The organism is Paenibacillus sinensis (genome assembly GCF_019904155.1).
Lineage (GTDB): Bacteria > Bacillota > Bacilli > Paenibacillales > Paenibacillaceae > Paenibacillus_AQ > Paenibacillus_AQ sinensis.
Window position 1 is genome coordinate 89,154 of the sequence record NZ_JAHCMB010000148.1, and the last position, 14,359, is coordinate 103,512.

Consider the following 14,359-nt stretch of genomic DNA (forward strand, 5'->3'; position numbering starts at 1 on the left):
GGGAATTTATCCTCCCAAATTAACCCCGGGCTGTATTAATAATCTTGCTCTTCTTCCGCCAGACCATCATAATCGATAATTATTTATTGTAATTCGATAAATCATCTGCTATTATCAATTCACCAACCCTTATGTGAGGTGCATTTTTATGAAACAGGAGTCAGTCTTTTTAAAAATGGCTGTGTTTCTTATGGGAATTCCGATTCTTGCGTTATGTGTATTTGGATTGCCTTCCATATTAAAGGAAGCAGCAGAACATTTTCCGGCCAACTGGCTCTACCCTTTAATATCGATAATGTATGCGTCAGCGATTCCCTTCTTCATCGCATTGATTCAGGCCCTTCGACTATTAAGCTATATTGACAAGAACAACGCCTTCTCGGAATTATCCGTAACCGCATTAAAGAATATCAAATTCTGTGCTGTCACAATCAGTGTCTTGTATACGGCTGGCATGCCGTTCTTCTATCTCATAGCAGAGAAAGATGACGCTCCGGGTCTCATAGTCCTCGGATTGGTCATTATTTTTGCATCCGTTGTGATCGCGGTCTTTGCTGCCGTTCTTCAGAAGCTCCTAAACAATGCCATCGATATAAAATCGGAAAATGAGTTAACGGTCTGAGGTGAAGACAATGGCGATTATCATCAATATTGACGTGATGCTGGCGAAAAGAAAAATGAGCGTGACCGAGCTGTCGGACCGGGTAGGAATCACTATGGCCAATCTTTCGATTCTGAAAAACGGAAAGGCAAAGGCGATTCGAATATCCACTTTGGAGGCAATATGCAAGGCTTTAGACTGCCAACCCGGCGATCTTTTGGAGTACCGAAGTGATGAAGACACTCTTTAATCAGGATCTGCGCATTTGCAGAAATGTCCTGGGGAGCATAAAATGAAAGCATTCATACAATTGATTCGTTTTGGCCGTGAGCAGGCCTTGTCCTGTTTGTTTCCGGTCGTTATTTTCACCTCATTGGCGATCACTCAGCATCTGCCGCTTCCCTTCCTGCCTCGGTATGACTGGCTGCTGATTATCTGCCTTCTGATGCAGTGGCTAATGGTGCATTCCGGGCTAGAAACAAGAGATGAACTAAAGGTTATTACCATGTTCCATCTTATTGGACTTGCTCTGGAGCTGTTCAAAGTACATATGGGCTCCTGGTCTTATCCGGGGGAAGGGTATTTCAAAATATTTGGAGTACCTCTCTACAGCGGATTTATGTATGCGAGCGTAGCAAGTTATTTGTGCCAGGCATGGAGGCGGTTTGAGGTCGAACTGGTCAAGTGGCCGCCGTTATGGGTCGTTGTACCTCTTGCAGCAATGATCTATTTGAACTTCTTCACCCATCATTATTGGATTGACGTTCGTTGGTGGTTATCCGGACTTGTATTGATCGTCTTTGGGCAATCATGGGTCACCTACAAAGTGGGTGGAATTCGTTACCGTATGCCGCTTGCCCTTTCTTTTGGACTGATCGGATTCTTTATATGGATCGCTGAAAATATCGCAACTTTCTTTGGAGCCTGGCAATATCCGAACCAAACCGAAGCATGGAGTCTCGTTCATCTGGGCAAGGTGAGTTCATGGTTACTATTGGTGATTGTCAGTTTTCTTATTGTAGCGACGTTAAAGCAGGTAAAGGGAAAAATTCCGCCAGGATCGGATTCCAAATCTCTCTTATAAAGGTTGGATTGATCGTATGTCATTCAAAAAAGTGAATTTGTTTGTTCCAAAGGACTCCGGAATCGGATGGACTCTTAATATACGCCATCCTCTCACTTGGTTCGTTCTCGCTGCTCTGTTTGTAATCGCGGTGATATGTTCCTTTTATATCAAGTAATCGGAGAAAATAAAGCGCCCCGCCAACCAATCAAGGTTAGCGGGGCGTATTTATACGGTTTATCCCAGTGAAGCTGCTATTATGGACCGGATCATGGTAAAATTCCCGGAAAAATCGGTCCCTTCGCCAACGTCGACCCAGTGAATATCCTTCATGTGGCGGAACCAGGAGAGCTGTCTTTTGGCAAAGCGCCGGGTATCCCTCTTAAGCAGCGTTACCGATTCGTCATAGGTCATTTCGCCTGCGAGATAGGCGGCGATCTCTTTGTAGCCCAGTCCCTGCATGGATACGAGGCTCCTGCCGCAGCCGCGTTCCAAGAGAGCCTTCACCTCGTCAACAAGTCCGTCCGCCAGCATTTCGTCGATACGCTCTTCGATTCGCCGATACAGCAATTGACGGTCCATGCTCAAACCGATCAGGCAGAGGTCATAGGGCGACTCCGGCTTGACGGCTGCCGGAGACTGGGAGAGCGGGGTATTCGTCTGCCGGAAAATTTCAAGCGCCCGGATAATCCGCCGGCGGTCATTCGGATGAAGCCTCGCGGCGCTCTCCGGATCGACCTCCGCCAGCCTTGCGTGCAGCGCAAGCGCACCGTACTCATCGGCGTACCGGTCCATTTCGCTGCGGAACGCCTCATCCGCCACCGCCTCCGAGAAACGGAAGCCGTAGCAGAGCGATTCGATGTACAGGCCCGTTCCGCCTACAATGAACGGCAGCTTCCCTCTTCCGCTGATTTCACTGATCAGCCTGCGTCCTTCAGACTGAAATTCGGCAACCGAATACGGCTCCCTCGGGTCCAGTACATCGATCAGATGATGAGGAATCCCCTCCATCTCCTCCTGCCTGATCTTGGCCGTGCCGATATCCATCCCGCGGTACACCTGCATGGAATCTCCGGAGATGATTTCGGCATTGAGTGCGGAGGCAAGGCTGAGGCTGAGCCGCGTCTTGCCGACAGCGGTCGGACCCAACAGCACAAGCAGCCTCGGTTTAGCTTCGGTTGTCAATGACGATCACCCCATACGATGTTTTATTGCCTTGCCGAAGCTGCTCATGAAAGCCGAGCCGGTTGAATTCGCCGCTGCCCCGTTTCTCCTTCAGCACGACAGACTTGCGGGCGACCCGCAGCGCCTCGGCCACGCTTCCCTCTGAAAGCGCGGAGCTGTCGGCAAAGGAACGCAGGGGCGAGATCGCTGCGGAATCATGCAGCGGCTCCCGGAACATCGGGTCAAAATAGACGATGTCGACGCTCCGGTCGGGGAGACTGCGCAAATAATCCAGATGGCCGCTGTTCACAACCTTAATCCGTCGTAAAGCGGAATCGACCTCGGGAAGACCGGAATCGTAGCTAGCCATGCCTTCGGTCAGCAATGCATACAAGGGGAGCGAGCTTTCAAGTGCGGTCACGCTTGTCTCCTTGCCGCCGGAGACCGCTAGCACCAGTGAATCAGCGCCAAGACCCGCTGTACAGTCCAGCACGCTGTCACCCCGAGCCATCCCGGCCGCAGCCGCCAGCGGATCAGTCTCTCCCTTTATAACTCTCTTAGCCCGGACAAACCCCATGCTGGGATGGAAATGAAGCGGGGCCTTCCCGCTGCGCAGCAGCCGGACTTCCTGATGAAGGACGATGAGCAGATCATCGTAATGGTACTCCTCGAGAAGCTTCGCAACGGAAGCGCTGCCGCGCGGAGCGTAAGGGACGCCAAGACGCCCGGCTAAAGCACGGGCGCGCTCGGCAACCTCCGGTTTCGGGCGTTCGCCCGTCGAAATAATCATGGTACCTCCGTTATCAAGCAAATGCGCCTGTTGTTAATATGATGCTACATGACCCTTTTGAACAGCTTCTCCAGATCATAAGGCGAGAAGGAGATGAGAATCGGGCGGCCATGCGGACAGGTGTAAGGCTGGCGGCAAGCCGCGAGCCGGTCCAGCAGGCTCATCGCCTCCTGTTCGGTCTGCTTCTGGTTGGCTTTGATCGAAGCTTTGCAGGAGCAGAGAATCGAAGATTTCTCGCGCAGCTTCGCCAGATCGATATTCCGCTCGCTAAGGACCCACTCCGCCATCTCTTCGACGATTTCCTTCTCCTCCCCTTTGGGGAACCAATATGGGAGAGAACGCACCAGAAAAGTCTGTCCGCCAAAGTGCTCCAGATAGACGCCGGCCTGCTGGAACCAGTTCAGCCGCTCGCTGAGCTTCTGGCTCTCCGACGGCGTGAATTCCAGCGTAATCGGCAGCAGAAGTTCCTGCGAAGCCTCCGCAGGACGTCCAAACTTCTCATAGTAATACTCATAATTGACCCGTTCATGGGCGGCATGCTGGTCGATCAAATACAGCCCTTCCTCATTCTGGGCTATAATATACGTTCCGTGATGCTGACCGATATAGCTCAGCTCCGGGAACGGCGGCAGCGATGACGGGCTCTCGGGCGCAGGCGCGTACAGCTCCCGTCCCGCCTGGGGCGGCAGACTGCTGCGCCCTGCGGCAGCCGGGCCAGAAGCCCGGTAACCGCCGCCGTATGCCGAAGCATCGCGAACCCCGGGCGCGGAATTGCCGCCGGAGGAGCTGTATGGCGCTCTGTAGCTTCCGTTCTCCCGTGTCTGGAAGGCGCCGCCGGTCCCTGATGACGTAGCCGCGCGTTCAAGCAAGCCGGATGGCTCACCGGCAGCCGGAGAGTCAACCGGCCGGCTGGTCTGAGCCGAATCGGAAGCGGCGCTAATAGAGCCGGTAGAGCCGGAATACGAACCGCCGGCGCCCCTGTCATCCATCAGCTCCCGCCGGGACCCGCTTGGCAATCCGGCTGCCGGTCCGGCCGTGACATCCTGTCTTTCTGGCAGATCGAACGGTCTTCCGGCTTCGGCCCCTCTGTTGTCGGCATTCACCGTATCTTGTGAATCAGCGGCCGCCTGCGAAACCGGTTTGGTGAACGAGAACTGCTCCTGTATAAAGGAAGTGCTGCCCTTCGGTCCAATCGTCTCTCTTCCGGGACGGGGAATAAGATTCTCTCCCAGCAGCACCTTGCGGAGCTGCTGCTCCACGAACTGATACAGCTCGTTCTCCTTGCTGAACCGTACCTCCAGCTTGGCTGGATGCACATTGACATCCACCAGGGAAGGATGCATATCAAGCTTAAGCACAAGCAGCGGATACCGGTTGATCGGCAGCAGGGTATGGTAAGCCCGCATAATGGCTGCATTGAGCCCCCCGCTGCGGATGTAACGCCCGCCGACGATCGTCGTAACCGCGTTGCGGTTGGCGCGCGTCCACTCCGGGCGGCTAATATAGCCGGAAATCCGGTAGTCGGGGTCCTCCGCCTCAACGGGAAGCATCGCCTTGGCCGCCGATGTGCCGTATACGGCTGCGATCACCTGCAGCAGATCGCCCCCGCCCAGCGTATGCAGCAGCTGGTTGCCGTTATGGCGCAGCGTGAACGAAATCTGGGGGTAGGCAAGGGCCGTCCGGTACATGGTATCCGAGATATGTCCGAGCTCCGTCTGGATGCTCTTCATATACTTGAGACGCGCGGGCGTATTGTAGAACAGCTCCCGGACCGTCATCTCCGTGCCTTTGCCGGAGGCTGACGGCTCGTTCGCCATCAGCTTGCCGCCTTCGATCTCAAGCAGCTGCCCTTTGCCGTCGTCCGTGCTTGCCGTAAGCAGCGACACCTTCGCCACGGCGGCGATACTTGGCAGCGCCTCGCCCCGGAAGCCGAGGCTCGTGATCTGGAACAAGTCCCGGCCATTCTCGATTTTGCTGGTGGCGTGGCGGTAAAAGGCGGTCTCGCAGTCCTCCGGGTCGATGCCGGAGCCATTGTCCTTGACCTTGATGCTCTGCAGCCCGCCTTCTTCAATGGACACCTCGATGCGGGTGCTTCCCGCATCAATAGCGTTCTCCACCAGCTCCTTGACCACTGATGCCGGACGCTCCACTACCTCGCCGGCCGCTATCTGGTTGGCAATATGCTCGTCCAGCACATGGATTCTGGCCATTTCCGGACCGCCTCTCTTCCTCTCAAATCATGATTTCACACGAATTTTCATTTTCAATTCGTTCAACAGCTGCATCGCCTGCAGCGGCGTCATGTTCATCAGGTCCGCCGCTCCGACGGCAGCCATAATATCATCCGCAACCGTATGGTCGCGCTGTCCGGCTCCCTTGCGGCCGCGCCGCGGCTCCTCGTCACCGAAGATCGAGAGCTGAACCACTTCGCCACTCTGCTCGCTGCCGAGATCGGAATCGGGAGCAGACGAATGAGACGAATGGTATGCATTCCGGGACGACGGCTCCGGCGTCCGTGATTCATTACCCTTGGAGGGACTAGCATCCGGCAGCGCGCCCTGAGCCGCCAATGCGCCTGAACTTCCGGTCCGTGCAGCGCCAATCGGCTCTAGTGAAGAAGAAGCGGCAGCCGACCCTGCGTCTCCCTCCGAGACGATTCCCGCAGCCGCTTCACGGATCGCAGTCTCACCGACTGAGATTCCAGACCTGCTCTGAATTCCGCCAGCGGGAGAGGCCTGTCCCATATCTTGAAGAAGACCATAGGCCCGGTCGATGATGCTGCCCGGCAGGCCGGCAAGCCGCGCGCAGTAGATTCCGTAACTGCTGTCCGCCGCACCCGGTATCAGCTTCCGCAGGAAATGAACCTTGTCTCCGCTCTCCTGAACAGCCATGGAATAGTTCCGCAGCCCTTCCAGCATTTCTTCCAGATGGGCCAGCTCATGAAAATGCGTCGATACCAGCGCCTTACAACCGATCACATCATGTACATATTCGATGACCGCCTGGGCAATTGCCATGCCCTCGCCCGTGGAGGTGCCCCGGCCCAGCTCGTCGATGATAATAAGGCTGCGCGGCGTCGCCTGCTCCGTCATCAGCTGGATGTCGGCCATCTCGACCATGAACGTGCTCTGGCCGCCGATCAGATCGTCTGCGGCACCGATCCGCGTGAATACCCGGTCGATCACCGGAATTTCCGCCTTGTCGGCAGGCACGAAGCAGCCGATTTGCGCCAGAATGCAGATAAGGGCGACCTGGCGCATGTAGGTGCTTTTTCCCGCCATGTTCGGACCGGTAATGAGCAGGATACGGCCGCTTTGCTTCGATAGAGTACTGCTGTTCGCAATGAATGAGGTATCCTTCAGAACCGCTTCAACAACCGGATGGCGTCCGCCTTCGACATGCAGATCATAGCCATCGGTCAGCGTCGGCTTCACGAACCGCTGCTCGGCGCTGACAGCAGCCAGACTCTGGTACACGTCAATCTCCGCAACCTTCTCTGCAAGACTCTGAAGCCTTGGAATTTGTGTGCACAGCCGGTCTCTCAGCTCGGTGAACAGCGTATACTCCAGGTCCGTCATCTTGTCCTGGGCTTCAAGGATCAGCGCTTCCTTCTCCTTCAGCTCCGGTGTGACGAACCGCTCCGCGTTCGCCAGCGTCTGCTTGCGCTCATACCGTCCTTCCGGAAGAACGGACAGGTTGCTGCGCGTAATTTCTATATAATAGCCGAATACCTTGTTGTAGCCGATCTTCAGCGACTTGATGCCGGTTGCCTGCCGCTCCTTCGCTTCCAGCTCGGCAATCCAGCGTTTGCCGCTGCTGCCGGCCTCCCGGAGGTCGTCAAGCCGCTCATGATAGCCCGGCCGGATAATGCCGCCGTCCCGAACAGATACCGGCGGATCTTCGATGATCGCCTTCTCGATGTCCTCCCGCAGGTCGGCGCATTCGTCAATGGCTTCCCCCAGCTCCCTAAGTGTGGAAGAAGCGGAGGCGAGACACAGCTCTTTAAGCGCGGGAATCTGCGCCAGGGACAGCTTCAGCGCGTTCAAATCACGGCCGTTGGCGCTGCCGTAAGCCACCCGGCCCGTCAGCCGTTCCAAATCATAGATTTCCTTCAGAGCGAGCCGCAGGTCCTCCCGCAGAATGAACTGATTGTACAGATGTTCCACAGCCTCAAGACGCCGTTCGATCTGGTGCCGCTGCAGCAGCGGCTTGTCGATTCGCCGCCGCAGCAGCCGCGCGCCCATCGAGGTCTCCGTGCGGTCCAGCAGCCAGAGCAGCGAGCCCTTCTTGGAGCGTTCCCGGACCGTCTCGGTCAGCTCCAGATTCCGCCGCGTGAAGGGATCGAGAATCATGAAGTTGCCCGGTTCATATGAGGAAATATGACTGAGCTGTCCCAGCGAACGCCGCTGGGTCTCATTCAGATATGAGATCAGAATCGAAAGGCATTGCGCGCGTTCCTGTTCCAGCCGCGCCCAGGCGGCCTCACCGAACTGTTCGCGCGCTTTCGGCTCATCCTTCTTCTCCCAAGGTGTATAGACAACCGGCTTGGCGCCGGGGAGCGACTCGCCCTGAAGTCGTTCCAGCAGCTTCGCATCCCCGATCATTTCGGCTGGCTCGTAAGTGCCGATTTCGCCGCGAAGCCCCTCTTCGCTCGCAGGCGAAGAAGTGACATAGAGCTCGCCGGTCGTTAAATCACAGGCAGCCAGCGCCGTCATGCCATCCAGCTCGGTGACGCATACGAGGTAATTGTTGCTCTTGTCGGCCAGCGTCCGGCCTTCCATCACCGTACCGGGCGTCACGACCCGGACGATATCCCGCCGGACCATGCCTTTTGTTGTCGCCGGATCGTCAAGCTGCTCGCAAATGGCGACCTTGTAGCCCTTCTCGATCAGGCGCTGGATATAACCCTCAGCCGAATGATAAGGCACGCCGCACATCGGAATGCGCTCGTCGCCTCCTCCTTCGCGGCCGGTCAATGTAATTTCCAGCTCTTTGGATGCCAGCAGAGCGTCGTCAAAGAACATTTCATAGAAATCGCCCAGCCGGAAAAAAAGGAAGGCATCCTTCGCCCCTTCCTTTACCTTCAAATACTGTTCGATCATCGGTGTATATTTTGCCATCGGGTACCTCCAGGCCATTACATGCTTATCTGCTCATTATAACAGAACTTCCCGGACAGGGGGAATCCGAAAGCGAAACAAATGTTCTTCTTGTTCATGCCACAACAAAGCGAACCCGCTCGCTAGGCGGGTCCGCATCTGTTCTTCTGTAACCGTCTCTCTTTCAAACAAGCGTCGTGAACGAAACGTCGCAGCGTTTATCAAAAGATCAATACACAGATTGTACACGTCCAAGCTGCCAGTCTTAACCAAGCGGCGGTAAAACCCTAGCGCGACGGGCTGAATATACTCTCCGCGCTCCGGTCAAGGTCCTTCACCCGGTCGAATTCGAGGCGCCACAGTTCCCGGATGTTCCGGGACTCCTCCCACCGCCGGCCCTCCTCGACCATCCGGAGCAGCGGCTCCGCATCCCCGCGGAGCCCGGCGTATTCCGGCAGCGTCCGCAGCTGCCGGATCAGCGGAGCCGCTGCTGCGCGCAGCGTCTTCCTGCCGCCGCCGTAATAGGCGGCGTGCACCGGCTCGCGGTCCAGCGGCCGCAGCGGCAGGGCCTCATACCGGCTCACAATGAGGTGAGCCAGCGCGATCACTCCCCGGGCGATGTCCGGGGAGACCAGGAAGCTCGGCAGGGTCCGGTACTCGAAGCCGCCATGCGGCTGGAGCCGGAAATCGCCGAGCGTCCCGTAGCGGGGACGGCGGCCGGAGGCGCGCTCGTCCTCCAGCAGTGCAACCGGCAGCGCGAGATAGTTATCGAGCGCGCGCAGCAGCGGCGCCGTCAGCACGACGCCGCTGAAGTGCAAATGCCCGCCGAGGGCCCAGCCCCTCAGCGGCATCCCCCCGGCCCGCCAGCCGATGCCGGGGCCGGGAATGAGCCGGTCCGCGAGCATCGCCGCGGACCGCAGCTGCGCCATCAGCGCGCGCGGCGCGGCGCGCGGGCCGGGGCGCAGCTCGGCGACCGGGAACACGCCGCGCGTTCCCGGGGGACCGGCGTCGCAGCCTGCCGCGCCGCCCAGGGGCAGATGCCGCGACGCAGGGACGACGCGGCCGGTGTCCTCCCGGAGCAGGATGAACTCCGGGTCCATGCCCATCAGCAGGTCCGGCCGATTTGGACCCTCCCCTGCCAGCGCCAGGCGCAGAGCTTCATCCGCCTGGCGGTAAGGTTCGGGTAATGCCCGGCCCTTCGCTGAGACGAGAGGAGAAATGCCTGTCACGGTGTAGTGGCCCTCGCCACCGGCGGTAATGAGAACCTCCCCGCTATCCAGCCCGAGGCCGTACAAGGCTTTGACGGCAAGGCTGCCGAGCCGTTTGAACAACCTGCCCCGTTCCCCTGTAACTGTAACAGCCGGTGTGTCTTCCTCTGTGCCCGGGCTTGGGACACCGCGAGACGAGAGTGTAGGCTGTCCCCATATCGATTGAAAGGACATGCGGTCCATTCCCGTTCCAAGAAGTGCCGTTCCGAGCGGCTGCAGGTTGAAGACCGCAGTTCGATACCGCTGGCGAAAGATATCCTCCCTATGGGATTCCTTAGCCCGGTCCTGCCGAACTCGCTCTTCCCCGGCCGCACCCGACATCCGGCGGTTACCCTTCGACCGCGAACCGCCTGCCGAGACGAATTCGGCATGAATCCCCGCCCTCTGCAGCCGCCGTTCCCGGCCCCCGGGCGACAGCGAGAGGTATACGTCCAGTCCTTCGTTCATCCCGTCTCCCCCATGCAGAAAATATACGGAAGCTGCTTTTGCGAATAAGGCCATCTTCTTCGGCGGGCAGCTGCCCAAAATAGACAGGCCCAGTCCGAAAATTATTCAAAAAAAGGAGGGCATCCGCCCTCTACGTCCCCGCTCCCGGTTCATATGATACTGCATATCCGTTTCCGCTCTCGCCGGCACGGAGATACCCGTACCGGGCAGCGGGAGACGCCGGCGGGCGTCAAAGCCGTCTTACAGCTCATCGTCCAGCGCGTCGGGGTCCAGATCCTCATAGTCGAAGCCTTCGGACTCGTAGTCGTAGTCCTTGTCTTCCGGGTCGCTCTCGGCATCACTGACGTATACGCGGAGCTTCGTCTCCGCGACCAATTCGGCCTCGAATTCCCGTTCGACCCGAATTGTGACACTGCCGCCTCCCGAGGTTACACCCGCTTCTACACAGTTCGGTTCCTGCGTTGCGTCCGCAGATACCTCGACGGTGGAAGCCCGGTGTTTCGGATCGAGATAGGAGAGCGGAATTGGCTCCACATAGGAGACCGTCTCCTTCGCTACCTCGGTCTGTTTGTTCTTGTCATACGAATACCAGATGTTGATATCGTAAGTACCGATCACCTCGATTCCGTTTCCGGCGGCAACCGCTTCGTACTGGTGGTTGATAATCCAAGCCCCCAAAATACTCGTCGGATGATGTGGCGGAGTTACGGTATGGGTTACGGTGGAGAACTTACGACCCTTGCCGCAAATCGCTTTCGTAATGATCTCCCTTGTTTGGCGTTTATGGCCTAATGACATCTTTGAACCTCCTCCATACAATCATTCACTATGAAGTGTATGCAGGGCAAAGGCCTAGAGTGACAACTATTTTTGGATAAGTTCGAGAAGTCACTCAAACCCTTGCCGTTCAAGGAAAAAGCAGCGGTAGCGCTGTGCCCGGGAGGGGGAAATTCGTTATCCCGCTGCTTCTCATTTCTGCCAGACCGCGAGGAAGGCCGCTCTTTCCCTGTACAGGAAAAAGCGGCCTTCCTCTTGTCAGCCGATTATTAATAGATAATGAAGACGGGGCTTACGCCTACCGGCTCCCCGCATTCTCCGCAGCGGTCTGCCGGCCGGAAGCGATGGGGGCCTTATACTGCTTCGCGATCTTCAAATAGAGCGCCAGCTCCCGGCAGAGCTGGAGGATGGCGGAGCGGACCTCGAATTCCTCCCGCGAGGAGGGCAGGGTCATTTCCTTGAAGCTTTCCTCAAGCTCGGTCAACAGGCCCTCCGTCCTTCCTGTATACCCCTCGTTAAGCACATCCTGGCTCAGCTGCTCGAACAGCTCGGCGACCATTTTGCCATGAGGCAGATGCTGATACACCTGCGAGAGCAGCTGCAGCATATTCTGGATGGATTCGAGCTGCTCCTTCCGCATATAGAAGTAGACATTCCATGCCTCATCCGGATGAATGACGCTGTTCTCCATTTCCCGGGCCGCAGCCGTCAGACCGCGCTGAATCGTGCTTCCCGCCTGAATCAGCTCCTTGCCGTCCCATACGTACTGCGGGTCCCGCAGTGATTTGGCGAACTGCCGGAATATTACGGAGAACATACCGTCCACTTCTTTGCGGATTCCGTACATCATCTGATCCGATTTAGGCATATAGATCAGGTTGCAGAGTCCGGCCGATCCTAGGCCAATAATGAGCAGTTCCACCTGTTGGAGGATGATTCCAAAGTTCAGCTCAGCTTGTCCGAACACGCGAAACACGATAACGGAGCTTGTCACGATGCCTTCCTTGAAGCCTGAACGGACGATAAGCGGAAACCCCAGCAGAACGAACAGGCCGAGGACCCAGTATTCGAAGCCGAATATTGCAAAAAGAGCGCAGCCGATCAGCAGCCCGACCAGCGAGGCGATAAAACGCGCCGTTATCGTCCGAAGACTCCGCTTTCTCGTCACCTCCACGCCCAGAATGGCCAGCAGCCCGGCGCTCTGCGCATTCGGAATGTGAACAGCTGCAGCCAGAAGAACAGACAGCAGCGTCGCCGCCGCCGTCTTGATGATGCGAAATCCCATGAATAATACCCCGCCTTGTCACTTTTTCGATCCGTACCGGATGTTGGAACGTCCTTTCGATCAAGATCATGGTACTTGATTTTCAGAAAAGTCACAATACTTGACGCAAAGCGGACCCGGCGTAACCGGAACAAGAATGGATTTCGCTTCTTATTAAGGCCCGAAATACTCGGATCAGCGCCGGGTCAGCAGCAGTTTCTCGAAGTAAACGACGACTTGATACATGAGCGTGGCGACAATGGCGATGACGAGCAGGCTGGACATAACCAGTGTGAAATTGAACACCTGGAATCCGTAGATGATCAAGTATCCCAGACCCGATTTCGCCACCAGAAATTCACCGACAATGACGCCGACCCAGGACATGCCGACATTGACCTTCAGTGTCGAGATGATCGCAGGGAACGACGCCGGAAGAATGACTTTGCTGAAGACCTGACCCCGCCCTCCTCCGAACGACCGGATCACCCTCACATAATTGGGATCGACTCCCTGGAAGCTGTTGTACACAACCAGCGTCGTGACGATGACCGTGATGGAGAGCGTCGTCATGACAATCGCTGTAAAACCCGCTCCGAACATCACGATAAAGATTGGGCCGAGCGCCACCTTCGGCATGCTGTTGAAGACAACCATGTAGGGATCGAGCACAGCCGACAGAAACGGCGACCACCAGATCAAAGCGGCCAGCAGCGTTCCCACAAGCGTCCCAAGGACAAAGCCGGCCGCCGTCTCCCAGACAGTGATCCCCAGATGATGCCACAGGCTTCCGTCAAGCGCGCTCTTCAGCAGCTGGTCCCATACTCTTGACGGACTGCTGAACAACAGCCGGTCAATCCATCCCTGCCGTGCGGCAACTTCCCATAAACCGAAGAACAGGAGCAGCAGTCCGGTCTGGACGAGCCGGACGTTTCTGCGATGCTTCCGCTTGCCGCGAAGATAATCGACATGCTCGGAGGCCAGCCAGTCGCTGGCGGACGCTCTCGCCGTGCCACTCCCGCTCAGAATCTCCTGCTTCATGTTCCGCTCCTCCTTTCATTGGCTAGCCAGCCGAACCGCCGGCTCCCTCCGTCTCCATTTCTCTCCAGACGGAATGGAACAGCTCGGCGAATCCCGGCTGGTCCCGGGCATACAGCGGCGGCGTATCCGCGATGCTTCGGGGGATATCGAAGACACGGCGGATTCTCCCCGGATTCCGTCCCATCAGAATGACCCTGCTGCTTACTGCAATTGCCTCGGATAAATCATGGGTAACCAGCAGTGCTGTCTTCCCCCTGCTCCGGAGAGTCTCCGACACAAGATCCTCAAGCTGGAGCTTGATCTGGTAATCCAACGCGGAGAATGGCTCATCAAGCAGCAGCAGCTCCGGGTCGGTAGCCAGCGTCCGCACGAGAGCCACCCGCTGGCGCATACCGCCGGAGAGCTGGCCGGGGAAGGAGTCTTCCTTCCCCTTTAGTCCCATTTCGGCCAGCAGCGCTGCCGTCTTGGCACGTTCTTCCGCGTTCGGCCTGCCGGTCAATTCAAGTCCGAGCAGCGCGTTCTCCAGAATCGTCCGCCACGGGAAGAGATAGTCCTGCTGCAGCATGTACCCGGTGCAAGGCGAAGGACCAAGGACCGGAGAGCCGTTCACCCGCACCTCTCCCTTTGATGGCTTAAGCAGGCCGGAGATGATGGAGAGAAGCGTTGTTTTGCCGCAGCCGCTCGGTCCGACCAGGCTGACGAACTCTCCTTTTTCGATAACAAGTTCGATATTCTCCAGCGCCAAAGAAGCGTTCCGGTCCTCCAGATATGCATGTGAGACTGAGCGCAGTTCGACTACCGGCGGCATGGCGGCTTCCTCCTTTTCATGGCGCATTGTTGACTTC

Annotated in this window: 13 protein-coding genes; 4 read left to right on the plus strand and 9 right to left on the minus strand. The window is 57.2% G+C overall.

The annotated features are described in order from the left end of the window. The first annotated feature begins 148 nt into the window (after positions 1–148). From KIH86_RS16640 to KIH86_RS30150, 4 genes are read left to right on the plus strand one after another with little or no spacing between them, the layout of a single operon-like run. Entirely contained in the window at positions 149–622 is a 474-nt protein-coding gene (locus KIH86_RS16640; RefSeq protein WP_223087426.1) for a DUF2975 domain-containing protein, read from the plus strand. Between the two features lie 10 nt (positions 623–632). Next, positions 633–851 (plus strand): helix-turn-helix domain-containing protein, encoded by a 219-nt coding sequence (locus KIH86_RS16645; RefSeq protein WP_223087423.1) that lies wholly within the window; start codon positions 633–635, stop codon positions 849–851. A gap of 42 nt (positions 852–893) precedes the next feature. Continuing rightward, positions 894–1,685, plus strand: coding sequence for a DUF817 domain-containing protein (locus tag KIH86_RS16650; protein WP_223087420.1), 792 nt, complete (start codon positions 894–896; stop codon positions 1,683–1,685). Between the two features lie 16 nt (positions 1,686–1,701). Continuing rightward, positions 1,702–1,842, plus strand: a complete 141-nt coding sequence (locus tag KIH86_RS30150; protein WP_223087416.1) for a DUF5808 domain-containing protein — start codon at positions 1,702–1,704, stop codon at positions 1,840–1,842. 59 nt (positions 1,843–1,901) lie between these two features. Here KIH86_RS30150 and miaA read toward each other — a convergent pair whose 3' ends face one another. From miaA to KIH86_RS16700, 9 genes are all read right to left on the minus strand, one after another. After that, positions 1,902–2,849, minus strand: coding sequence for a tRNA (adenosine(37)-N6)-dimethylallyltransferase MiaA (gene miaA, locus KIH86_RS16660; RefSeq protein ID WP_223087414.1), 948 nt, complete (start codon positions 2,847–2,849; stop codon positions 1,902–1,904). Continuing rightward, on the minus strand, positions 2,833–3,618 hold the full coding sequence (locus tag KIH86_RS16665; RefSeq protein WP_223087411.1) for a class I SAM-dependent methyltransferase: 786 nt from the start codon (positions 3,616–3,618) through the stop codon (positions 2,833–2,835). The genes miaA and KIH86_RS16665 overlap by 17 nt, the downstream gene beginning before the upstream one ends. 44 nt (positions 3,619–3,662) lie before the next feature. After that, positions 3,663–5,828, minus strand: a complete 2,166-nt coding sequence (mutL, locus tag KIH86_RS16670; protein WP_223087409.1) for a DNA mismatch repair endonuclease MutL — start codon at positions 5,826–5,828, stop codon at positions 3,663–3,665. A 27-nt stretch (positions 5,829–5,855) separates the two neighbouring features. Next, entirely contained in the window at positions 5,856–8,738 is a 2,883-nt protein-coding gene (gene mutS, locus KIH86_RS16675) for a DNA mismatch repair protein MutS (protein ID WP_223087407.1), read from the minus strand. 266 nt (positions 8,739–9,004) lie between these two features. Continuing rightward, on the minus strand, positions 9,005–10,486 hold the full coding sequence (locus tag KIH86_RS16680; protein WP_223087404.1) for a putative amidoligase domain-containing protein: 1,482 nt from the start codon (positions 10,484–10,486) through the stop codon (positions 9,005–9,007). A gap of 186 nt (positions 10,487–10,672) precedes the next feature. Continuing rightward, on the minus strand, positions 10,673–11,230 hold the full coding sequence (locus KIH86_RS16685; RefSeq protein WP_223087402.1) for an outer spore coat protein CotE: 558 nt from the start codon (positions 11,228–11,230) through the stop codon (positions 10,673–10,675). A gap of 277 nt (positions 11,231–11,507) precedes the next feature. Then, the gene (locus KIH86_RS16690) at positions 11,508–12,494 is read right to left on the minus strand and encodes an aromatic acid exporter family protein (RefSeq protein ID WP_223087399.1); all 987 of its coding nucleotides are present in this window, start codon (positions 12,492–12,494) and stop codon (positions 11,508–11,510) included. 174 nt (positions 12,495–12,668) lie between these two features. Then, positions 12,669–13,514, minus strand: a complete 846-nt coding sequence (locus KIH86_RS16695; protein WP_223087397.1) for an ABC transporter permease — start codon at positions 13,512–13,514, stop codon at positions 12,669–12,671. Between the two features lie 22 nt (positions 13,515–13,536). Continuing rightward, positions 13,537–14,322, minus strand: coding sequence for an ABC transporter ATP-binding protein (locus KIH86_RS16700; RefSeq protein WP_223087394.1), 786 nt, complete (start codon positions 14,320–14,322; stop codon positions 13,537–13,539). Positions 14,323–14,359 lie beyond the last annotated feature (37 nt).